This is a genomic window from Candidatus Thermokryptus mobilis, from assembly GCF_900070205.1.
Taxonomy (GTDB): Bacteria; Bacteroidota; Ignavibacteria; order Kryptoniales; family Kryptoniaceae; genus Kryptonium; species Kryptonium mobile.
In genome coordinates this window covers 182167-203711 of sequence record NZ_FAOO01000003.1, presented here as the reverse complement: position 1 = coordinate 203711, position 21545 = coordinate 182167, and the positions used below count along the sequence as shown (strand labels likewise).

Genomic DNA, 21545 nt, shown 5'->3' with positions numbered 1-21545 from the left:
TGAAAGTTGAAGCTGTGATATTTATAGTAGCTGGGTTAAGCGTCACTGTCTGTGAAGTTGCGCTCGCACCACCAGGATAACTTCGCTTAACCGCCGAAGCACCACCTAAAGTAACCGAATAAGACCCAGCTGAAAGAGATGGAAGCGTAACCGTTAAAACCGGTGCACTATAACCTGGCGGAAACATTCTACTTTTAGTTCCATAAACTAAAACCCTAACACCATTTGTAATAGCATTCTTTGTTATATTGAAATTTGAAGACAAACTTCCATAAAGCGCTACATCGGAAGTATTAAGTGTAACACTTGTGCTCGTTATATCAACTCTAAAGCTCCATATCCCTTCCGAAGGCGAAACATCGTTCCAAGTTAAAACAACAAAAATTTGTTGCCCCGATACACCAGCATCAACTTCAACGCTTGATGTATGCCACCCAATGGTTAACTGATCCTGGGCGAAAACAAATCCACTGACAAGAAGGGAAAAACAGAAAATTAAATACAACTTTTTCATGGCGACCTCCAAAAATTATTTCTAAAAAGTTTTTAAATTCACTACCTCAAAATCTCCCTTCAATAAGGGAGAAATAAAACCTCAAACAAAATATAACGAAATTAACACCAAATGTCAAGAACCAGCGAAAGAAAATTAAAAAAATCTAATAAATCCATCCAACATCATCTCCTCTAAAAGTTTCATTTTTTGAGCAATTTTTAAAAATTTTCAAAATTCTAATGTGATCCAGGTCACACTTACAAAGGGTGTTCTCCCTACATACTTATTTTCACCATTACCTCATCAGCATTGAACCCAACCTTCCTATGCGTCCCATCGCAAAATGGCTTATTTCCCGATTGCCCACATCTACATAACGCAATTGATTTCTTTTCAACTATCTCAACATTTAAATCACGCTCAATTTCAAATTTCCCGCTTTCTATTTCAATCACATAGGGACCGTTCTTGCTCGCTTTTACCTTCACTGTTGCCATTTCAAGCACCTTTTTGTTTTAAATTTAAAAACTATACTTCACTTTTACATAAATTTCATCCCTATCTTTAAGTCTCCCGAATGTCGTTTTCCCACGACCATTTATAAACCTTCCGCCAACCACAAGCTCAAAGTTATCAATCGGCGCGAAACTTAACTGCGGATTATATATAACCGCATAATCGTTCCTCAACTTCTTAAACTCAATCCCCCCACTCAAAAAATTAAGCTTAACCTTGTCGTTCATATATTTCTTCTCAAAATTAAATGTCAAATAATTTTTCAAATTCCCCCTTCCTCTCTCGTGCACGAAACCATGCAAGAACTGTAAATTCATATAAATACCGCCACGCGTAGTATAATCAAGTCCCACAACAAACCTCGTATAACTTTTCTTATCAAGCACATTTACATAACCCATATTGACAATTTCCATATCAACTCTATCGGGAAAGAAAATCCCTGCCTCCGTCCATACCCCAACTCCTATTATCTCCCCAGTTAAATCAAACCCCAAAACTCTCATCCTCGGAAATTCCAAAATAACGGAATCGGGCACAAAATTTTGCAAATAAACCCTCTTAACAACTGGAATATCGTCCCTGCCGTATACATAGCTTAAAGAAACATCAAACCCAAACAAATCTCTTTTTGCAACCTTAAAACCAAACTTTGACGCATCATCAAGCGTCTCACTCGGCTCTCTTACCACAATGCGATCGCTTATAAAACTAACCCCGGTTGGAAACCCTGAATAAAACTCATCAACAAAAACATCCATCAAATCTCCACGCGGTAAAACAGCTGGAACAAACTTCGGGATGAAAACACCAGTAAATGTAAAATCCCCAACATAATAAGACAACTTAACCGCATTTGACCCAAGATGTCTTCCATAGTCCCAAATGTCCTCAAGGTCATCTGGATTGAGATTATCCGTCGGATTAAGTTTATCTGCCGTTCCCCAAGCAATTCTTTGCCTTCCAATCCTTAAATCAAGGTTGTCAAAAATAAATCCCTTAAAATCAACATACGCCTCACGAATATCAACATCTACTGGTGCAACCTTATCCTTATCAGAAAGTTCAATTAATTTCTTAACATTCGTTGAGCCGAAATTTCTAAACCAGACCTCGGAATAAAAATTCAACTTTTCAAATTCCACTTGCCCCGTCAAATCAAGCCGATATTCTTCCCAGCTTGTAGATCTGTCTTTAATTCTCACCCTGTCATCAAATTGAACATAACCACCGATTTTCAAATTTTGTGAAATCACAAGGTTAAAGGTTATAATGATCAGGATAAAAATTTTTTTCAACATTTCTGCTTTTAGATTTTATTTTCAAATTACTTAACAGGTGGATTCCAACCTTGTTTTTCCCATTTTGAAAGTTCAAGCCGAACTACCCCGAGGAAAGTGTTAAATGTTGCCTTTATCGGGACACGTGCCCAGTCGTCCGAAAGCCAGCCATTGAATTCACCTGTTACCCCTGCCAACTCCTTGCTCACAAAAAATGCATAACCGCCAAACTTGATCGTCTTTATCTGAGAACCAAAAGATGAAATTTTAACTTCTTCTCTCTCATCAAGAAAATCAAATCTTGATTTTTCAACCCTGAGAACAAAAGGAGGACGCTCAAGCTTTTCCTCCGTCGCAAAAAGTAACGGTAAATAAACAACAACCCCAGTTCCGCAAAGCTTACGCACAACGAAAAAAGCAGTTATACCATGGTAATATCTATCGGGATAAACTATTGATTTCTGACCGATCAAACTTTCATTTCGCATATCAAACTGCCTAGCGATAATAAGATCCTTTTCCCTTTTGAAGTCCGTTTTCAAAGGAATCCCGTCTTTAATCTCATAAACAGATAACCACGAATCAATAAGAAAATCTTTGTGAAACCTGCTCTCAAAAGTGTAGTCAACATTCAAAAAAAATATATACGGATTTGACCCAACATGAATTCTTGAATAAACGCTATCACCCGTCACCTTCACCCATATCCTTATCTTCCCGAGGTTGATGAATTTCCAATAAACATCATATTCAAGGTATTCGTCAGTGATCTTGAACTCATCATATTTACCATCCCCAAATGAAGCGAACAAAAATGTCAAAATCAAAAAGAACTTCATTTATCTCTCCAAATTTCTTAAAGTGAAAATCTCATCGCTCAAATTTGTATCAAGCTTCACATCTTCAAGGACAAGCAATGTCGTGTGATTTTTCCTCACATCTTTCATCTCCGTTTCAAATGCTATCCAGTAATTCCCAACTTTTTCAATTTTTCTCCTCGTAAGTATCTTAAGCAAGTTGCCCCCCTTGTCATAATATTCAATTTTTTCGGGATAAAAATTATCCGTCCTGACATACATCACAAGTTTTGAATAGTCACTTTGCCTACCTTCACGCGGAGTTAATTTCAAAACATAATATCTTTCATCGCTTCTTAAAAGTTCTGGCTTCCACTTCTCGGAATATGTCAAAGCTTCCATATCTTCATAAGTGAAGTCAGTCCCAGCAAAATTTTGATTCTTTATGTGGGAAGCGATCCGCCTACTTTTCTTGAAAGCTGGAAGATAAACATAATTCACATCCTCGGGAAGAGATAAAAAGCCGATGCCCCGAATCTCAGCTGGGTCTGTGAATTTGACAAACCTTTTATGCGTTCCCTTCTGATACATTAAAGCCGTCCGATGACTTTCTCTACCACCTTTATCAATTAATGTAACTTTCGCTTTATAAAATTGATCCTTAGGGGCATAACTCACATCATCCGCCTTTTTCAAAATCTCATCGGCTGTTAATTGAGCAAGTGCATAATTTAAACCGAAAACCAAAAGAAAAAAGACATTTCTCATCCCACAACCTCCACTTTTGATTTTAATTTGACCAATTTGACCAAAAATTTCGGTTTAAAAGTTAAGATAATCGCCGGCAACAAAACCAATGTTGCACCCGCTGATAAAAACATCGTCAAAAGAATCATCGCCCCAAATCTCTGCAACGGTATCACGCTTGAAAAAACAAGGACAAGAAAACCAAGCGAAACAGATAAAGCGTTTATTAAAATAGCAACCCCTGTCGTCCCGAGAACTTTTAAAAGACCCTGCTCAACTGAAGCACCTTCCATTAATTCATACCTCAACCTATTGAAAAAGTGAATTGAATAATCAATACCCATCCCTATTGAAACACTTGCGATCAAAACAGTCGCAATGTCAAGTGGAATCCCCGCATAACCCATAAATCCATAAACAACAAATATGGTCAAAAAAACAGGCAGAACCCCAAACATACCACCAACGACCGATCCCAATTGTAACGACATGATTACAAAGACAAAAATTAACGCGAGAATTAAACTCTGAATTTGACTCTTTATTATCGCATCGTCAAGATGCTTGTAAATCAAAGGCATACCCGTTTGCTTAACGCTTACACTAAAACCATTTATCTTACTGAAGTATTCTTCCAAACCATTGACAATTTCAAAGATGCGCTTTGAACTCACATAGGTGACATTCGCTTGAATTATCGCCTCATCTTTTTCCGGCGAGACAAGTTGCGAAAAAATCTCCTCCCCTTCAATCAAAAATATAAGATTTGCAACCTTCTCTCTCGTATCTGGAATTTTTCTCCCCTCTCCCATTACATAATTCATTTCTTCCAAAACATCAACTATTGACAGCGAATTATGGATATCGCCGAAATTTTCAAGAAAATTTTCTATTTCCTTCATCTTCTGCAAAACCATCGGGTCTTGTATGTCCCCTTTAACGACGACATATAAAGGCAAAGAACCACCAAAATTTTTTCTTAGCATCTCCTCCGTCTTTCTTATCTGTGTCTCCGGCTTGAAATAATCAAGTATGTTCACTTCACGGCTTATCTTAAAGATGCCAAGAGAACTCAAAGCGATGATAATAAGATTTAAGCTTATGACAAGATATTTCAATCTTGAGATAAAATTGAGTATATAGCTTGCCCACTTATAGCCACGCTTAACTTTAGCAACCCTCCTATCGGTTTTCTTTGGATTTAAAAACGAAAGTATCGCGGGGATAACGGTTATTGAAATAATTAGCGCAAATAAAACCCCTAAAGAGGTGAAAATTCCAAATTCTTTTATCATAACTAAATATGAACCGAAAATAAATGATAAAAACCCCACAATTGTAGTCAAACCAGCCAGGATAATGGCTACCCCAACTCTTGAAAGTGTTAACTTAGATTTCTCCTTCGGATCAACCACCGGTATGTCTTCCCTGAACTTGTTCACAACATGAATCCCATAGGCGCTCCCAACAGCTGTAAGTATAACCGGAATTGAATTTGAAATTATAGTCAAAGGTATATTTAAAATCGCCATCAACCCAAGCGTCCAAATAGTGCTCAAAGCAACAGGAATGAAAGGAAGAACAACCCCGATTAAGTTTTTAAAACTTAAAAAAAGTATAACGATCACAACAATGGCAACAAGTGGCGTTAAGATATTAAGATCGCTTAAAATCAAATCGTTCATATCTATCATCTGAAACGGTAGACCACCGTAATAAACCCTTGAGCTTATGTTTGAACTTTCAACTACCTTTTTAATCTCTCTTGCTACTTTGATCTTATCAACCCCATCCATCAATTTGCACAGAATCAAAGCCACGCGCGCATCCCTTGAGATGATGTTTTTATAAATGTCCTTTGACAAAACATACCTTTTCAAACTTTCCAATTCCTCCCTCGCTCTCGGAATACTGCTTGCGTCAATTAATCTCCCTATCTCAATTCCTTCCTCACTCCCCCTTATATCAATGATATTTGCCAAGCTCGTCACATAGGAAACACCATCAACATATTTTAAACTTTCAGTCAATGCATAAATCTCTCTCAATACCTCAGGTTTAAAAACATCGTCAGATTCAATCACAACAACAGCCGTTAAATTACCCCCATATTTATTTCCAATTTCCCTGGAAAGTTTCACCGCCTCATCACTCTCAGGCAAGTAAGAGACAAGGTCTGGATTAACCCTTAAATTTCTCATTGAATAGATGAAAATAAAAGTCAAAAGGAAAAATAAGGAAATCAAAACCACTCTAAACTTAATGACGAGCTCAGAAAAATTTTGCATTGAAGCTCCAATTTTATTTTCTAACTATTCCATAAAATAAGATATCAAGCAAATTATCAAGGTCGCTTTCGCTCCATCTAACATTACCTTTAAAAATCCATGTCTCAAATCCCTTCAACGCTATTAAAATCGCAAGCGTTGTCATCTCAATATCCTTGATTCTAAAAATTTTCTTTTCAATCCCCTCTCTCAAAATTTCGCCAATAGCGTTAGATTCTTCCTCATCATACCTTTCTCTAAACTTTTCAATGAACTTGAAATTTTCAAGATACTCATCGCTCAAAGCGCTGTAAAAGTTTGCCAGTTGTTTTAAAGCTTTCATCCTCGTGATGATATAAACCCTGAGCTTTTCTTGAGGGTCGTGCACTTGTGCAAGCGCTTTTGAAATCTTCTCCCTCAAAACATTCGCCTCTCGCTCAATAACAGCTTGAAAAACTTCCTCCTTGCTTTGAAAATAATAATAAAGCGAACTCTTTGCCTTCCTGACGGCTTTGGCTATTTCATCCATACTTGTCTTTCTAAAACCAAACTTTGCGAAAATACCGCGAGCTGTTTCAATTATTTCTTCCTTCGCCTTTTCAATGTCAACCATTTTAGTTTTTTCGACCATTTTGTTCTTTTGGTCGAAATTTAATAAATAGAAATGACAAAGTCAAATTTTGTCGCTCCAACGAAACTTTTTAAATTGAAAATAAAAAGCAATGCCGAAGTTCATAACTTGTATTAACTGCATTGATGGGCGAACCCAATTGCCCGTAATAGAATTTCTGAAACAAAAATACGATGCTGATTTTGTAGATCTTATAACCTTCCCCGGAGCTGATGGCGTTTTAGCCAGGGGTGAAAGTAAAGCGGTAGAAATGATCAAGAAAAATGTTGAAACATCGGTCAGAGCACATTCCTCAAATCTTATAGCTATAGTAGGTCACTTTGACTGCGCAGGAAACCCCGTTGATGAGAAAACACATATTGAAAACATTAAGAGTTGCGTTGAAAAAATCTCAAGCTGGGGGTTGGGACTTGAAGTTATAGGGTTATGGGTTGATAGCTCATGGGATGTTGTCCAAGTGAAATAAAAAAGCGGGGCTTTTAAGCCCCGCCCAGTAACTAAATTAGGTGTAAACTGTCAAGAATGTCTCAACAAGTTTACGCTCGTAATAGAAAACGCCTTTACCCATCGTTTCCTCTGTCCAAATGATCGGCTTTGCTCCCGGGTCCCAAATATAAGCAGTATATCCTCCAAATGTCTCAATTCTATTCCCAAACGGATCAAAGAAATAAATTCCAGCCCCGCGTGTAATCCCATGCCTTCCGGGACCCCAGTCAATCTTAACATCATTCATGACCATAATGTCAGCTGCGCGATAAATATCTTGAGCACTTGATATATGAAAAGCAAAATGATGTATTCCTTTCTCACGCCCCGGGATTATAGCCAGATCGTGTGGTTGCTGTCTGGCTTGATAAAGCCATGCAGCAACTGGTTGTCCTTCACCATTGACAATATACTCGGTTGCCCTAAACTCAAGCACCTCTTCGCAGAATTTAATTGTTTTCGTGGGATCGGGGGCAGTGATAAGCATATGGTCAATCTTCGGTGGATTTATCGCATCATACTTCAAATTCCTCGGCCATGGGTCAGGGCTCTCTTTCGGAAGAAGATTGCCAGGAATTTCAATATCATAGTAAATCTCAAAAGTATGTCCCGACGGAATCGTAAACCTTATCGCTTTCCCGCGCTTGTAATCTTCAGGAATTACTTGATAAGAAACCTCATACTGTTTGAGCCTCTTTTCAAAGTAGTCAACATCCTCTGGGTCAACAGTTCTAAATCCAGCCCTGACAAGCCCTGCCGAATCCGACTCCGTTAAAATCACCGAGTAAGCAAGTTGCTCATCCCATGTCTTTAGATATGCTTGTTTACCAAGTCTCTCAACTTGAAGCAAGCCGAGAACATTTGTGTAGAAATCAAGCGCATCGTCAAGGTTTAAGACCTTGACTTCAACATAGCCGAGACGAGAAATTCTAAACGGCATAGCTAACCTCCCTAATTTGTTTTTGGTTTAAAGCACTGTTTTTGCTCCGAAAATGAGATTAAAATATCTTCTGTAATCAAACTCCTCTTCAAGCGGTGAGCCGTCAATCAACGATATTTCAATATCTTCAAGTGGCACCGCTCTACAAGAAAGACAAAATCCATTTTCCTTTTCCTCATCGGATAACTTATTTTTTGAAACAAGCCCGAAATCAACTTTCCCATTAACTCTTATTTTGCAAATCCCACATCCGCCTCTTGTGCAACCATGTGGAAGTTTTACATTGTTTCTCAAAGCTGCACTTAATATCGTCTCTCCTGCTCTGCAAGTGAATGTAATATCATTTGGAACAAGACGAATTTTAAAGACGCCATTCAACATAAAACTTCACCTTTGATTTTCAATTATTGAAATAGCATACTTTGCAATTTCCTCATCTTGTTGTGCAGTTGCACCACTTACGCCAATTCCACCGATTATTTCACCATTAAGCTTTATAGGCAACCCACCTGCAAATATCACAAGCCGCGATGTATGAACTATGCCATGCAAAAGCGCTGGCTCATCTTTTATCATATCATACCAGTAACCTGTTGGGATGCCAAATGCAATTGAAGTATATGCTTTGTTTTGCGCTATCTCAATACTTAATATCGGCGCCCCAGTCATACGCCTGAATTCAAGGAGGTTCCCACCGTCATCAACCACAGCGATGCAAACCCTTACTCCGAGCTCCTTTGCTTTTTCTTCCGCTCTGTTTACAATTTCCCTTGCTATTTCAGAAGTTAACATATATTTTTGCTTGAGCCCGTTCATCAATCCTTGACCAAAAAATTTTTTACAAGCTCGTTAAATTCATCCCTTTTCTCAATCATTATCCAATGCCCAGTGTCACCAAATATGTGAAGTTCCGCTTTCGGCAATTTCTCAAAAATCCTTACGCTGATTTGCCATGGTATAACTTTGTCAAGTTTCCCGTGCAAAACGAGGACAGGGACATTTATCATCCCAAGTTTATCTTCAACATCCATCTCATCAAGATGTTTCTGATACGGTGGATAAAACATCTTCTCGTATGTCTCCTGAAACCCCGGCTGTATTGATGCCTCATATCTTAATCGCACAAGTTCATCCCCAACAAGTTCTGGATTGCTTGAGAGATACCAAATCACCTTCCTCATATTTTCAATGCTTGGCTTATAGCCCCATATAAATTCAAGTCCCTCGGTTATCGGAAATTTTACACCAACGCTTCCCATTATGACAACTTTCCTTATTCTTTCTGGAATTTCAAGCGCCAACGCAAGGGCTAAGGCTCCACCCATTGAGTTCCCAACAATGTTAAGCTCTTTAAAATCAAAATACTTCACAAAATTAATCAAATGATTAATCCTACTTCTGTGCGTGTAATTAAAATTTTCCGGTCTTTCAGTATAACCAAACCCAACTACATCTGGAGCAAAGACCTCAAAGCCATTTTCAATAAAATATGGCAATGTCAATCTCCAATTTGCCCAAGCTGACACACCAGGTCCACTCCCGTGTATGAAAAGAACAGGCCTACCTTCCCCACCCCTATGGAAATGAGTTCTTATACCACCGATTATCTCATACTCTCCAACTTCAAGCGTTTTTATCTCGTTCGGTTCAAACATAAAACTTCAAATTTAAATTTTTGAAACAATTCCAACCTTTGAACCACCTGTAACTCTATCCTTCTCGGTGAAAAATCTCTCAACATAAATATCATCCGAAAACAATCTCCCACGCATCAATGTCTTAACGCAGGCATCAACCATTGGCGGTGGTCCAGAGATATACGCTTTAAATCCCTCAAATTTTTGAAAATATCGCCCAAGAACCTCATGAACGAAACCAACTTCACCTTCCCATCCCTCTTCCCGATTATCAACTGAGGGCGTGTAATGGAAATTTTTATATTCCGATTCAAGCACTTTGAAAAATTCAAAATCATAAACATGCGAACTTGATCTAGAACCGTGAAAAAGATACATCTCTTGTTTTAAACCTGATCTCAGCGCATCAATTATCATTGATTTAATCGGGGCAAGTCCAGTTCCCCCAGCAAGAAAAAGAATCGGGTTATCAAAGTTTTTCCTTAGGAAAAATCTGCCAAACGGTCCGCAAAACTTAACATTTTCTCCTTCCTTCAATTCCTCAAACACATATTTAGAAGCAAGCCCGCCGGGCACCCTCCGTATTTGAAGCTCAATCTCTGAATTTCCATCAACATCAGGTCCAGAGGCGATGGAAAACGCTCTGTTCTGTCCAGTGCCCGGGATATCAAGTTGAATATATTGCCCGGCAAGAAACTTTATCCTATCACCCTCAATTGAAATTATCAATCGCCTTGTGTCAACCGCGCAATCTTCAATTTTTACAACTTTGCCTATAAAATCCTTCACTGGGAAAAATTCAACACCTTCTTCCAATTCAATATCAGCCTCAATTACGAGGTCACTTTTCGGTTTAGCCGTGCACAAAAGAATATACCCTTGCTCCCTCTCAAAATCCATAAGCGCAAAATTTGAAGCAAGCCCATAATCAACTTCACCTTCTATCAATTTTGACTTACAAGTTGCACATGTGCCGTGAGTGCAGGCATGCGGAACCCAAACACCATTTCTCAAACAAGCATCAAGAATTGTCTGCGATCCATCAATGTTAAGTTCAACCCCAAGTGGTTCTATTTTGACTTTGTATTTCATGGCTAAATTAAAATTTCATTTTACGCTGGCTTAAACTTAACAATTGACTTGTGCCTTAAACCGAGCTCAATGAGCGTCTTCTCATCCTCTGGTTTGAAGCTCTCATCAAAATGAAACCATTCCCACTTCTTGACATTTTTATACTCAGGGTCAAGCCCGTAAAGAGACGAGATTTGATTTACAAAATCCTTCCATTTCATATTTTTTGGAACACGCCACGCAGAAGCAGCACAGAAAAATCTGTTATCAATCCAATAAGCGTAAACGATTATGTCATCACCGAAAACCTCTGCTTTATCTCTTGGTTCAAATTCATATTTATAAAGTGCCTTCACTTCTCCAAATGCCATTTTTGACCTCCTTAATTAAATTTTTAAAATTTTCAAAAACCCGCGCCAAAAACAGGCGCGGTCTGAATCTTTACACTACAACGGTTGCCATATCCTTGTGCCATTCCTTCCAGTTCTTATAATCCTCGCTCACGAAGTAATCAAAGTTATCCGTCTGAATGTTATACCATCTGAGAACCTGCGGGACAACATCATCTGGTCCTTTTGGTGGCTCTGCAAAACAATTGCCCTTATAAATCTCGTGAACAGGCAACCAAGACTGTATATATTTCTCTGGCTCGCGCTCAAATATCCATTTACAACCATCGGAACAGAAATGATAAACCTCACCTTTATATTCAACATGCCTTTGAACAACATTCCTCGGGTCATCAGGGTCTGAAAAGCCCATCGGTATCTGACAAACTTGGCAAAGTTGTGGTAAACTAAGATAATAAAACCTGTCACCAGGAAGAGGTGTCTTAACTTCCCTCGCCTTTTCATAAAGCGGACGATAATACTGATTAAAAGTCCTCGGATATTTCTCCGAAAGCCACTCCATCTCAGCTTCATTTGGTATCCAAGTGTGGAAAGCAGCTGCATATGTAAAACTGAACAATATCCAATAAACATCGTGTGAAAGGAACTCTTTTTCCTTAATTGAATGCTCCATATGTAGAGGTGGTCTTATCCCATACTTCTCAAGGTCGCGGAACAGCCCTTCAAGAATTTGATCCTCAATGTAAAGTTCAAATGATTCCTTCCACGACATAACTCTTTTTGGCAACATATAATCCATCATCGCTGCAACAAGAGATGTCAATCTATATCCACGCCACCACCACTTATCAATCCAAGCTTGAATTATCGGAACATTATCCTCGTGCTGTTCAAGCAAGAACTTAACAACCTGCAAACCAAGTGTCATATGCCTTGATTCATCAGATTGAGCGCTAAAGCCGAATGTCATCGTCGGAGTATCACCATTATAAGCAGCCCCAGACATAAATGGGACGAAGAGAAGATTCGTCAATGCATATTCAAAAGAAAACGAAATCGCAGTTATATACTCAAACGGTCCGGCCGTTACAGCATCATCAAAATATGACTTCGGAACGCTCAAATACCAAACCCTATCGTGCATATGCGTCATTGAATGAAAACCATCATAATATCTGTTGAAGTTGCTCCCCGCGTGAACTTCAATTTGCGTGTGCCTCAATTCATCCATTGATTGGAAAAAGCCAGCCGTTCTTGGTCCTGCCCCCGGAAGGTGTCTTGCAACAAATGCAAAACCACGATGCGCCATATACTCAAGCGGTGTGACACCCTGAATAAATAACTTAATTGAATTCAAATACCTCGCATCAGAAAGCGTCAAATGACCCTGATTCTGAATGAAACCATCAAGTATTGCGTAAAAACGCCTATCCTTCTCAGCTTGATACTTCCAATAAGCATCAACCGTCATCCTGAACGGGTCCTCCCACTTGTTCCAGTCCTTGATCTTTATCCCTTCATACTCAGCGTAAGGATAGATATCCTTCTTGTTCACATAAGTTGGTTCCCAATCAAGCCCCCTTGTGTAGATATGATACTTTTGAGCCAATGTTAATTTCTTTTTTGCCATAACAGTTGCACCTCCTTTGTTTTTAATTTTTACATATGTGTATCCCATTGGATGAGAATTTTCTCATCATCCCACTCAGCGAAATTTCCAGCGTAAGAGATTATCACGAGATTGAACTCCTGCGTGTCCCAAGGTCTTCCCATCATGTTTTCAACCGTCTCTCGCCTTATGAGAAGTTTCTCCGGATGTTTAATCTTGTAATACCCCGGGAAATCATCAATCTTTGCCCCCGGATTATCCTTTAAAATCGCCTGCAAGACATTCCAACCATCTTCACTCTTTTGAATGTCAACAGCTACAAACCTCTCTCTTTTTGTTTCTACCGCAGTCATTTTCCCCTCCTTTTTAATTTTTGATTTTTACATTTAACCCAAGCCGAGCGTAAATTTCATTCGCCCCATTCAAAATTCTTTCCTTTGCTCCCTTAAAATCACCCTTCTTTTTCGGCATCTTGAAAACATCAACAAAGGCATCAACCGCTTTTGAAACAGCACTCGCATACTGGTTTAATTTTGATTCAATAAACTTCCTGTTTGGCTCTCCATAATTCGGGTCATTCAACGCCACCTTGAAAAACTCCTCTGTCCATTTCATATTGTCCTTGTAAATGTCATACAAATACTTGCTGAAGAAAGAAAAGACGCTCACACCATTTTCATTTGCAAGCTTGTCAAGTTCAATATGTATCAATGGCTGAACGAAAACATCAAGCGCAAGATTTTGCCCTATCAAAACTTCCCCCCAATCTTGAACAGTGAGCAATTTCTCAATATACTCACGCAACGGTTGCCAAATCTCATCCTCAAGCCAAGTCTTTTTTGCGTTCTCAAAAATATCCCCATCTGGTTCTGGAAGCTCAAAGGCAATTCTTGTTATCAACTGTGCGTTTCCATACTTATCACAGGCATTAAATTCAGCACATTGAGTCAAAGATGTCCCATAACCAAATCTGGCAACTCCAACGAGCAAAATCCATCCCGCATATTCAGGATGCCTGAATGGAACGAAATACCTATTAAACACCTTCAACCAACTCTCATCAACATTTTCAAGAAGCCCTCTCTCCCCACAAAATTCAAAATACTTTTCAACCGCTTCATAATTCTTCGCCCTGGTTGCGTTGTAAGTGTAATAATAATATTGCCTCGGATCCAAGAAAGCATAATAATCAGTCAGTTTCAATTCAGAATAATTCTTGTCAAAAATTTCAACTCCTTGTCTCCAAGTTGGTCTGTAATGAAAATTTTCCCTCTGCTGGATATCAACAGTTCCCTCAATATACCTTGACGCTGGCTGATTCCCATATCTTTTAATCAAATAATCAAATGCTTGCCTTTTCGGCTCAATCACCTTCTGTCTTATCTCATATTGTGTTGACATTGTAGCACCTCCGTTTTTTGTTTTATTTTTTAACCTCGGCTGAATTGCCCCGCTTCAATTCTCTGAACTCTTCAATCGGCAAACCAGCAACCGAAAAGTTTTCCTTTGGTATCTCATTTATAATCACACGGACGCTTTCTGGCTCAACATCAAGGGACTCAACTACCGCTTCGGTTATCTTCTCCAGCAACTTCCTTTTCCTCTCTGAACTTCTTCCCTCAAGCATGTTGATTATTATTATTGGCATACTCCTTCCGTTTTATTTTCTCACCACAAATGTTGAAACCTCGCCAACTCCGCATATTGAAACCCTTATAAAGTCACCCTCACTGACATCAATCGCCTCGGTTATGCTTCCGGTTAGAATTATACTTCCCGCTTTAACTTTTTCTCCTTTCATAGACAAAAACTTAACAAGTTGCGATACTGCTATCGCCGGGTTTCCAAGCACAGCTCCCAAGGCACCTGTCTTCTCCGGCAAACCGTTCTTTTCAAAAATCACACCCGACAATCGCAAATCAACCTCATTCGGTCTTTTTATATCCGCCCCGATTGCAAACCTTGAAGCAGAAAAATTATCAGCGATCACATCTATTAATTCAAATTTAAAATCCTTATACCTTGAATCAACAAATTCAATTGCAGGTGCAACATATTTAGTTGCTTCAATCACCTCATAAGGAGAAACATTCCCTTCAAGGTCATCACCAATTACAAAAGCAATCTCAGCTTCCGCCTTCGGATGAATAACCTCATTTAAATTTAACTCCCCTCCATCATCTATCCTCATATAATCAAACAGATATCCAAAGCCAACAGTTGAAATCCCCATTGACCTTTGCTTGGTGCGGGTCGTGAAAGCAAGTTTATAACCTATGATTTTACTCCCTCTTGAAACTTTTAACTTTACAAGTTCTCTCTGAATCAGATAGGCATCTTCAATTGTAATCTCCGGATAAGATTTAACAATTTGCTCCGCTTCCTTTCTTTCAAATTCACATTCATTAAGATACTGAGCAATTCGCTTTAATTTCACAAAAGGATTATTTCTAACCTTTGCTGGCACATTTCTGAAGTTTTTATTTTTTATTCAACTTCAACCTCTTTCCCTCTCTTCTTTGCAAGCTCAACTGCCACATCAACTATCATATCCTCCTGTCCTCCAACCATCTTTCTTCTTCCAAGTTCAAGCAAAATATCCCTTGTATCAACCCCAAATCTTTTACTTGCCCTTTTAGCGTGCAACAAGAAAGAAGAATAAACCCCGGCATACCCAAGCGATAAAGCATCTCTATCAATCACAACTTCAACGCCTTTTCTTTTCATCATCGGTCTCACGAGTTCCTCAGCTGCGTCCATAAGCTTGTAAAGGTCGCAATTAGTCCTGATCCCAACTCTATCAAAAACAGCTATTAAAACCTCAAGTGGTGCATTTCCAGCTCCAGCCCCTAATCCACAAAGCGAGGCGTCAATCCTATCAGCTCCACTTTGAACAGCTGAAAGTGAATTCGCAACCCCGAGCGAAAGATTATGATGAGCGTGAAAACCAACTTGGCAACTTAAATTATCCTTCAACGCCTTAACCCTATCTGCAACATCTTGAGGCAACATCGCCCCTGCTGAATCAACAACATAAACACAATCTGCCCCAGCCCCTTCCATTATCTTTGCTTGCTTTACAAGTTCAGCTGGCGGTATCATATGAGCCATCATCAAGAAACCAACGACATCCATCCCTCTATTCTTTGAATATTCAATATGCTGAATTGAAATGTCCGCCTCTGTGCAATGCGTCGCAACCCTTACAACTTTCACACCAAGATCAATTACCCTCTCAAGGTCTTCAATCGTTCCAATCCCAGGAAGCAAAAGGACATCAAGTTTTGCCCTTTTCAAAACATCAGCAACAGCTGAGATATATTTTTCCTCCTCGTATTTTGAGAAACCGTAATTTATAGCATTCCCAGCAAGCCCATCTCCATGTGTGACCTCAATTATATCAACCCCGGCTTCATCAAGCGCCTTTGCTATTTGAACCATATCCTCCAACTCATACTGATGCGAAAGTGCGTGCATGCCATCCCTCAAAGTCACATCGTTTATGATGACTTTTTTATCTGACATTTTTATCTCCATCCTTTATTTTGCCAATGTTTTTTCACTTAAAATTTTCTCTGCGAAAAGTTCCCCAACTCTTAAAGCAGCAGATGTCATTATATCAAGATTTCCCGCATACTTTGGCAAATAATGCCCCGCCCCCTCTATCTCAAGCAAAATCGTCACCTTATAACCCTTATTGAACTCACCATACCCAGGAATCCTTATCGGATACTTATCAAGCGGATCAAAAATCGGCTCCGACTTCAAATTATACCCCGGGACATATTTTTTAACTTCATTGACCATTGAATAGATTGACTCTGTTACTTCATCAGGGTCACATTCATCTGCTATCGTATAAACAGTGTTTCTCATTATTATAGGCGGTTCAGCTGGGTTTAAAATTATTATCGCCTTCCCTCTTCTTGCTCCACCTATCGCAACAAGTCCTTTAGCTGTTGTCTGCGTGAATTCATCTATGTTTTGCCTCGTCCCAGGTCCGGCACTCTTACTTGCAACCGAAGAGACGATCTCGGCATAATGAACCGGAACTACCCTTGACACAGCATAAACCATTGGGATTGTCGCCTGACCGCCGCAGGTTATCAAATTGACATTTAACTTATCAAGATGTGCACCAAGATTCACCGGTGGGACAACATAAGGACCGATCGCAGCTGGGGTCAAATCAATCGCAATTTTCCCAAGCTCACGATAAATCGGCGCATTCTGAAGATGTGCCTTAGCGCTCGTTGCCTCAAAAATTATATCAACCTGGTCAACTAAATCCTTCCGTTTTAAAAAACCATTTATCCCCTCATAAGTTGTCTCTACCCCCAAACGCTTTGCCCTCGCAAGTCCGTCAGAATTCGGATCTATTCCAACCATCATCACAAGCTCAAGATTCTTTGAATACCTCAAAATTTTTATCATCAAATCAGTCCCAATGTTCCCACTGCCAACTATCACACATTTAACTTTGCCATTTCTCTCAGCTGACATTTTTAAAAACCTCAAAATTTTGTTGGGAAATATTCGTCAAGATCGATCTCATTAGGATTTTTTATCTTAAGCCGAACTAGATGCTTTAGATACTCATCTATCTTCTTTCTGTCCTCATCTGTATCAGCGACAAGTTCAATTTTATTCTTTGCCCTAAAGTCCTCAAAGATATGATATGGCATCACAAGCTCCCCTGATTCAAGCCAATCAGGATAAAAAGACAATCTAAACTCAACAAAGTTATCCAAAAACCTGGTGAAGCGAACATACATGTTTTGATACATCTTTGGAACTCCAAATTTTTTTACTCAAACCTTACACTTACACTTCCAAGTTTTTGAATCGTCACTCTGAAAAAATCACCTTTTTTTGGGACGACAAGTTGAGCAAGCGCCCCAGAGAGAACTATCTCACCAGCTCTTAAATACTCACCAAACTCAGAAAGTTTATTCGCAAGCCAAGCAACCGCTTTAACTGGATTTCCAAGTGAAGCTGCTCCAGCCCCAGATACAACGACATCTCCATTTCGCTCAAGTATCATCCCCAAACATCTGAAATCAAGGTTATCAACAAGCGTTTTCTTTCCCCCAAGCAAAAATAAACCAGACGAAGCATTGTCAGCTATCGTATCCTGAATCTTTATCTTCCAGTCCTTTATTCTGCTGTCAACTATCTCAATTGAAGGAACAACAAAAGCCGTCGCTCTTAAAACATCCGCTTCAGTAACACCAGGACCCTTTAAATCCTTCTCCATCACAAAAGCAATCTCACCCTCAACCCTCGGCTGAATTAAAGTGTCAAGTTTAATAACCCCACCATCCTCAACATACATAGTGTCAAACAAATAGCCAAAATCCGGCTGATTTACATTTAACATCCTCTGAACAGCTAAACTCGTGATTCCAATCTTCTTCCCCTTTATCCTCCATCCTTTCTTTATTTTCCTTTCAACATTTTTCAGCTGAATCTTATAAGCATCTTCAATCGTTAAACTTCCATCTCTTGATGTCAATGGTTCAATCGGTTTAAGATTTTCTTCTGCGAGGAAAAGTTCCTCAGCAAACCTTTCAATGTAATCCGCCATATAGAAAAGCAATTTTTATTGCAATTTGATGCAAACGTTTTTCAACTCTGTGTAAAACTCAAAACTGTAAATTCCACCCTCTCTCCCAAGTCCGCTCATCTTCATCCCGCCAAACGGTGTCCTCAAGTCGCGTAAAAACCAAGTGTTAATCCATATAACCCCCGCCTCAATCTGAGAAGCAACCCGGTGCGCCCTTGACAAATCATTCGTCCAAATCGTCGCACTTAAACCATAATGCGTATTATTTGCCCTTTCAATAACCTCTTCCTCAGTGTCAAAGGGAGAAACAGTTACAACAGGACCAAAAATTTCCTCCTTGATGACTCTGCAGTTATCATTTAATCCAACTATCACAGTTGGCTCAAGCCAATTTCCGGATTTAAATTTTTCTGGAAGGTGCTCAGGAGTTTTCCCACCCGTTAAAATTTTTCCTCCATCAGCAACAGCAATTTCAAGGTAAGTGCGAACTTTATGAAGATGTTCTTCACTTATCAAAGCTCCCATGTCCGTCTCCGGGTCAAGCGGGTCACCAACCTTCATCCTTTTTGCTCTTTCAACAAGCCTTTCAACAAATTCATCATAAATTTTTCTCTCAACATAAATCCTTGACCCACAAAGACAAACCTCCCCTTGATTTGAAAAACTTGACTGTATTGTGACATCAAGCGCTTGCTCTAAATCAGCATCAGCAAAAATTATATTTGGATTCTTACCCCCAAGCTCAAAAGAAAGTTTCTTCAAATGTTGTGAAGCCGTCCTCATTATCGCCTGCCCAGTCGTTGTCTCACCAGTAAGCGAAATTAATTTAACATCCGGATGGCTCACTATAAATTCACCTGCTGAATTCGGACCAAACCCATGGACGACATTTAAAACCCCATCTGGAAGTCCCGCCTCAGCTGCTATCTCAGCAAGTTTTGTTGCAGTTATAGGCGTCAGTTCCGATGGCTTTATTATACAGGTGTTTCCAGCAGCAAGACACGGGGCAACCTTCCAAGTGGTCAGAACAAGAGGTAAATTCCAAGGCGTTATCAAACCAGCAACACCAACAGGTCGCCTCAAAACATAATTTATCGCTCCCCTATCATCCGTCTCATAAAATTCAGTATGAACATATTTTGCAAACTCAGCAAAAAATGAAAAATTATACGACGCCCTTGGTATCTCCATCCCACGAGCAAGCCGAATCGGCTTACCAACATCTACTGATTCAAGATATGAAAGCTCATCAAGTCTCTCCATAATAAGCTCGGAAATCTTCATAAGATACTTGCTCCTCTCCTTAACAGGCATCTTACTCCAAACCTTAAAAGCTTTTACTGCGGACTCAACTGCCATCTCAACATCTTCACGCCCACTTTCCGGAACCGTAGCTATAACCTCATTAGTAGCAGGATACCTGTTCTCAAAACGTTTCCCACTGACGGAATCAATAAATTTGCCCCCTATGAAATTTTTCAATTCAATTACCTTGTTTATAACACCGCCCTTTTCTACAATTGCCTCAGCCATTATAGAAACCTCAAATTTATGTTTTTTAATTCATTAGAAATTAATTTAGCCGTCTTTATAACATACTTTGAATACTCATCATATGTTGTCTCATTTATCCTACTTGAAGGCCCTGAAATGCTAACAGCTGCTATCACACTACCCTCACCATTAAAAATCGGCGCAGCAATGCATCTTAAACCATCTTCAATTTCCTCATTATCAATCGCATAACCACGCTCCCTGATGAGCTCAAGCTCCTCAAAAAGTTTCTTTTTGCTTGTTATCGTATTCCTCGTAAACTTTTTCAACCCCTTCTCTCGGATAATTCTCTCAACCTCCTCCCTTGGTAAAAAAGCAAGCATAGACTTTCCAAGCCCCGTGCAATGAGCAGGCAACCTCTTCCCAACTTCCGAAATTATGACAAAGGTTCTATCCGCAATTATCTTATCAAGATATACAACTTCCCCATTTTTAAGCGTCGCAAAATGAACCGTTTCGTTTAAATACCAGTGAAGGTCCTCAAGATAAATCCTTGCCCTATCAACCATCAACTTTTTTAAAGAGACACTATTACCAAGCTCATACAGCTTTAAACCAAGCTTGTATTTCCCCGTCTCCTCACTTTTCTCAACAACACCGATTTTCTCCATTGAGCGTAGAAACCTATGAACAGTGCTTTTATGCATCCTTAAAATTCTACTTATCTCCCCAACCCCTAATTCAAATCTTCCATTTTGCGAGAATACGGAAAGGATTTTAAATGCCTTCTCAATCGAGCTGTTCGTTGGCGTTCCACGCATAAAGCGCTCCAATTTTGTTCTAAAGCAAGATAAAAAAAAGACAGATACTTTGTCAATAGTTAAAAATTTTGCTGTATCAATATGTAAGACGAAGTGTCAAATATAGAAACTACACTTCCCCCCTCTTTATCCTCCCCTTCAACTCGTTCAATTTCATCAATGCCTGAAGAGGGGTCATGTTGTCAATGTCAAGTTTTAAAATCTCATCCCTCAACTTGTTATCGCCCAATTCAAACAAACTTATCTGAAACTTCTCCCTCAAAATTTCCTTTGAAATTTTCTTCTTTCCCTTCCCTTGAGGTGTTAACTCCTTTTGTTCAAGGTTTATCAAAATCTCTTTTGCTCTTTCAGTCACCTCCCTGGGAAGCCCAGCCATCTTAGCGACCTCAATCCCATAGCTGTGGTCCGCATAGCCGGGGACAATTTTATGAAGGAAAATTATCTTATCGCCAAGTTCCCTAACATCAGCTTTGAAGTTCTTTACCCTTGGCAACAACTCCGCAAGCTCATTTAACTCGTGATAGTGCGTTGCGAAAATTGTCTTTGCCCCAATGTTCTCATGAATATATTCAGTTATAGCCCAAGCTATTGATATCCCATCAAATGTGCTTGTCCCACGCCCAACCTCATCAAGAAGGATTAAACTTTTTGATGTGGCATTGTTAAGTATATTTGCCATCTCATGCATCTCAACCAAAAATGTGCTCTCCCCACCGGCAATGTTATCCGAAGCCCCAACCCTCGTAAAAATCCTATCAACGATACCGATCCTCGCATAATCAGCTGGAACAAAACTTCCGATCTGCGAAAGCAAAACTATTAAACCGACCTGTCTAA

General features: G+C 39.4%; 26 protein-coding genes. 1 reads left to right on the top strand and 25 read right to left on the bottom strand.

Going from position 1 to position 21545, the window contains the following annotated elements; all coding sequences use genetic code 11:
- The 7 genes from FKZ43_RS03185 to FKZ43_RS03155 all read right to left on the bottom strand — a co-directional run.
- On the bottom strand, window positions 1–514 hold a 514-nt coding region (locus tag FKZ43_RS03185), incomplete at its 3' end, for a hypothetical protein (protein ID WP_140944432.1).
- Window positions 515–771: 257 nt separating this feature from the next.
- Window positions 772–993 carry a CDGSH iron-sulfur domain-containing protein gene (locus FKZ43_RS03180; protein WP_140944431.1) on the bottom strand — a complete coding sequence of 74 codons (222 nt, stop codon included), beginning with the start codon at window positions 991–993 and terminating at the stop codon, window positions 772–774.
- A gap of 24 nt (window positions 994–1017) precedes the next feature.
- Window positions 1018–2313, bottom strand: a complete 1296-nt coding sequence (locus tag FKZ43_RS03175; RefSeq protein WP_140944430.1) for a DUF1302 family protein — start codon at window positions 2311–2313, stop codon at window positions 1018–1020.
- 26 nt (window positions 2314–2339) lie between these two features.
- On the bottom strand, window positions 2340–3131 hold the full coding sequence (locus FKZ43_RS03170; protein ID WP_140944429.1) for a DUF3108 domain-containing protein: 792 nt from the start codon (window positions 3129–3131) through the stop codon (window positions 2340–2342).
- Complete coding sequence (locus FKZ43_RS03165) at window positions 3132–3857, bottom strand: outer membrane lipoprotein-sorting protein (protein WP_140944428.1); 726 nt, start codon at window positions 3855–3857, stop codon at window positions 3132–3134. It abuts the gene before it with no gap.
- Window positions 3854–6124: an efflux RND transporter permease subunit gene (locus tag FKZ43_RS03160; protein WP_140944427.1), complete on the bottom strand. Its 2271-nt coding sequence runs from the start codon at window positions 6122–6124 to the stop codon at window positions 3854–3856. The genes FKZ43_RS03165 and FKZ43_RS03160 overlap by 4 nt, the downstream gene beginning before the upstream one ends.
- Before the next feature lie 13 nt (window positions 6125–6137).
- A complete protein-coding gene (locus FKZ43_RS03155) occupies window positions 6138–6716 on the bottom strand; it encodes a TetR/AcrR family transcriptional regulator (RefSeq protein WP_140944426.1) in 579 nt (192 codons plus the stop codon).
- Window positions 6717–6825: 109 nt separating this feature from the next.
- Between FKZ43_RS03155 and FKZ43_RS03150 the strand changes: the two genes are divergently transcribed.
- Window positions 6826–7200, top strand: a complete 375-nt coding sequence (locus FKZ43_RS03150) for a carbonic anhydrase (RefSeq protein ID WP_140944425.1) — start codon at window positions 6826–6828, stop codon at window positions 7198–7200.
- Between the two features lie 36 nt (window positions 7201–7236).
- Here the strand turns inward: FKZ43_RS03150 and FKZ43_RS03145 are convergent, their stop codons facing one another.
- The 18 genes from FKZ43_RS03145 to FKZ43_RS03060 all read right to left on the bottom strand — a co-directional run.
- Entirely contained in the window at window positions 7237–8160 is a 924-nt protein-coding gene (locus FKZ43_RS03145; RefSeq protein ID WP_140944424.1) for a catechol 2,3-dioxygenase, read from the bottom strand.
- Between the two features lie 27 nt (window positions 8161–8187).
- Window positions 8188–8541, bottom strand: a complete 354-nt coding sequence (locus tag FKZ43_RS03140) for a 2Fe-2S iron-sulfur cluster-binding protein (RefSeq protein WP_140944423.1) — start codon at window positions 8539–8541, stop codon at window positions 8188–8190.
- Between the two features lie 6 nt (window positions 8542–8547).
- Window positions 8548–8976, bottom strand: coding sequence for a GlcG/HbpS family heme-binding protein (locus FKZ43_RS03135; protein WP_140944422.1), 429 nt, complete (start codon window positions 8974–8976; stop codon window positions 8548–8550).
- Window positions 8976–9815, bottom strand: coding sequence for an alpha/beta fold hydrolase (locus FKZ43_RS03130; protein WP_140944421.1), 840 nt, complete (start codon window positions 9813–9815; stop codon window positions 8976–8978). The genes FKZ43_RS03135 and FKZ43_RS03130 overlap by 1 nt, the downstream gene beginning before the upstream one ends.
- Window positions 9816–9827: 12 nt before the next feature.
- Entirely contained in the window at window positions 9828–10889 is a 1062-nt protein-coding gene (locus FKZ43_RS03125) for an NADH:ubiquinone reductase (Na(+)-transporting) subunit F (protein ID WP_140944420.1), read from the bottom strand.
- 20 nt (window positions 10890–10909) lie between these two features.
- A complete protein-coding gene (locus FKZ43_RS03120) occupies window positions 10910–11239 on the bottom strand; it encodes a phenol hydroxylase subunit P4 (RefSeq protein ID WP_140944419.1) in 330 nt (109 codons plus the stop codon).
- 70 nt (window positions 11240–11309) lie between these two features.
- Window positions 11310–12848, bottom strand: a complete 1539-nt coding sequence (locus tag FKZ43_RS03115; RefSeq protein ID WP_140944418.1) for a YHS domain-containing protein — start codon at window positions 12846–12848, stop codon at window positions 11310–11312.
- Between the two features lie 29 nt (window positions 12849–12877).
- On the bottom strand, window positions 12878–13180 hold the full coding sequence (locus FKZ43_RS03110; protein WP_140944417.1) for an MmoB/DmpM family protein: 303 nt from the start codon (window positions 13178–13180) through the stop codon (window positions 12878–12880).
- Window positions 13181–13193: 13 nt separating this feature from the next.
- Window positions 13194–14228 (bottom strand): ferritin family protein, encoded by a 1035-nt coding sequence (locus tag FKZ43_RS03105; protein WP_140944416.1) that lies wholly within the window; start codon window positions 14226–14228, stop codon window positions 13194–13196.
- Between the two features lie 22 nt (window positions 14229–14250).
- A complete protein-coding gene (gene thmT / locus FKZ43_RS03100; RefSeq protein ID WP_140944415.1) occupies window positions 14251–14475 on the bottom strand; it encodes a 2-hydroxymuconate tautomerase in 225 nt (74 codons plus the stop codon).
- 12 nt (window positions 14476–14487) lie between these two features.
- Entirely contained in the window at window positions 14488–15294 is an 807-nt protein-coding gene (locus tag FKZ43_RS03095; protein ID WP_140944414.1) for a 2-keto-4-pentenoate hydratase, read from the bottom strand.
- 20 nt (window positions 15295–15314) lie between these two features.
- Window positions 15315–16352 (bottom strand): 4-hydroxy-2-oxovalerate aldolase, encoded by a 1038-nt coding sequence (gene dmpG / locus FKZ43_RS03090; protein ID WP_140944413.1) that lies wholly within the window; start codon window positions 16350–16352, stop codon window positions 15315–15317.
- Between the two features lie 15 nt (window positions 16353–16367).
- On the bottom strand, window positions 16368–17330 hold the full coding sequence (locus FKZ43_RS03085) for an acetaldehyde dehydrogenase (acetylating) (protein WP_140944412.1): 963 nt from the start codon (window positions 17328–17330) through the stop codon (window positions 16368–16370).
- An 11-nt stretch (window positions 17331–17341) separates the two neighbouring features.
- Complete coding sequence (locus FKZ43_RS03080) at window positions 17342–17614, bottom strand: hypothetical protein (protein WP_140944411.1); 273 nt, start codon at window positions 17612–17614, stop codon at window positions 17342–17344.
- A gap of 20 nt (window positions 17615–17634) precedes the next feature.
- Complete coding sequence (locus FKZ43_RS03075) at window positions 17635–18414, bottom strand: 2-keto-4-pentenoate hydratase (RefSeq protein ID WP_140944410.1); 780 nt, start codon at window positions 18412–18414, stop codon at window positions 17635–17637.
- Between the two features lie 15 nt (window positions 18415–18429).
- Window positions 18430–19926, bottom strand: a complete 1497-nt coding sequence (hpaE, locus tag FKZ43_RS03070; RefSeq protein WP_140944409.1) for a 5-carboxymethyl-2-hydroxymuconate semialdehyde dehydrogenase — start codon at window positions 19924–19926, stop codon at window positions 18430–18432.
- Entirely contained in the window at window positions 19926–20708 is a 783-nt protein-coding gene (locus FKZ43_RS03065; protein ID WP_140944408.1) for an IclR family transcriptional regulator, read from the bottom strand. Before FKZ43_RS03065 ends, hpaE begins: the two co-directional genes overlap by 1 nt.
- Window positions 20709–20817: 109 nt before the next feature.
- Window positions 20818–21545 (bottom strand): MutS-related protein (locus FKZ43_RS03060; protein ID WP_419951028.1); only part of this gene is annotated, 728 nt, incomplete at its 5' end.

Coding starts and splice junctions, on each gene's coding strand:
- FKZ43_RS03180 (WP_140944431.1), bottom strand. CDS start 993: ATGGCAACAGTGAAGGTAAAAGCGAGCAAGAACGGTCCCTATGTGATT.
- FKZ43_RS03175 (WP_140944430.1), bottom strand. CDS start 2,313: ATGTTGAAAAAAATTTTTATCCTGATCATTATAACCTTTAACCTTGTG.
- FKZ43_RS03170 (WP_140944429.1), bottom strand. CDS start 3,131: ATGAAGTTCTTTTTGATTTTGACATTTTTGTTCGCTTCATTTGGGGAT.
- FKZ43_RS03165 (WP_140944428.1), bottom strand. CDS start 3,857: ATGAGAAATGTCTTTTTTCTTTTGGTTTTCGGTTTAAATTATGCACTT.
- FKZ43_RS03160 (WP_140944427.1), bottom strand. CDS start 6,124: ATGCAAAATTTTTCTGAGCTCGTCATTAAGTTTAGAGTGGTTTTGATT.
- FKZ43_RS03155 (WP_140944426.1), bottom strand. CDS start 6,716: ATGGTTGACATTGAAAAGGCGAAGGAAGAAATAATTGAAACAGCTCGC.
- FKZ43_RS03150 (WP_140944425.1), top strand. CDS start 6,826: ATGCCGAAGTTCATAACTTGTATTAACTGCATTGATGGGCGAACCCAA.
- FKZ43_RS03145 (WP_140944424.1), bottom strand. CDS start 8,160: ATGCCGTTTAGAATTTCTCGTCTCGGCTATGTTGAAGTCAAGGTCTTA.
- FKZ43_RS03140 (WP_140944423.1), bottom strand. CDS start 8,541: ATGTTGAATGGCGTCTTTAAAATTCGTCTTGTTCCAAATGATATTACA.
- FKZ43_RS03135 (WP_140944422.1), bottom strand. CDS start 8,976: ATGAACGGGCTCAAGCAAAAATATATGTTAACTTCTGAAATAGCAAGG.
- FKZ43_RS03130 (WP_140944421.1), bottom strand. CDS start 9,815: ATGTTTGAACCGAACGAGATAAAAACGCTTGAAGTTGGAGAGTATGAG.
- FKZ43_RS03125 (WP_140944420.1), bottom strand. CDS start 10,889: ATGAAATACAAAGTCAAAATAGAACCACTTGGGGTTGAACTTAACATT.
- FKZ43_RS03120 (WP_140944419.1), bottom strand. CDS start 11,239: ATGGCATTTGGAGAAGTGAAGGCACTTTATAAATATGAATTTGAACCA.
- FKZ43_RS03115 (WP_140944418.1), bottom strand. CDS start 12,848: ATGGCAAAAAAGAAATTAACATTGGCTCAAAAGTATCATATCTACACA.
- FKZ43_RS03110 (WP_140944417.1), bottom strand. CDS start 13,180: ATGACTGCGGTAGAAACAAAAAGAGAGAGGTTTGTAGCTGTTGACATT.
- FKZ43_RS03105 (WP_140944416.1), bottom strand. CDS start 14,228: ATGTCAACACAATATGAGATAAGACAGAAGGTGATTGAGCCGAAAAGG.
- thmT (WP_140944415.1), bottom strand. CDS start 14,475: ATGCCAATAATAATAATCAACATGCTTGAGGGAAGAAGTTCAGAGAGG.
- dmpG (WP_140944413.1), bottom strand. CDS start 16,352: ATGTCAGATAAAAAAGTCATCATAAACGATGTGACTTTGAGGGATGGC.
- FKZ43_RS03085 (WP_140944412.1), bottom strand. CDS start 17,330: ATGTCAGCTGAGAGAAATGGCAAAGTTAAATGTGTGATAGTTGGCAGT.
- FKZ43_RS03080 (WP_140944411.1), bottom strand. CDS start 17,614: ATGTATCAAAACATGTATGTTCGCTTCACCAGGTTTTTGGATAACTTT.
- FKZ43_RS03075 (WP_140944410.1), bottom strand. CDS start 18,414: ATGGCGGATTACATTGAAAGGTTTGCTGAGGAACTTTTCCTCGCAGAA.
- hpaE (WP_140944409.1), bottom strand. CDS start 19,926: ATGGCTGAGGCAATTGTAGAAAAGGGCGGTGTTATAAACAAGGTAATT.
- FKZ43_RS03065 (WP_140944408.1), bottom strand. CDS start 20,708: ATGCGTGGAACGCCAACGAACAGCTCGATTGAGAAGGCATTTAAAATC.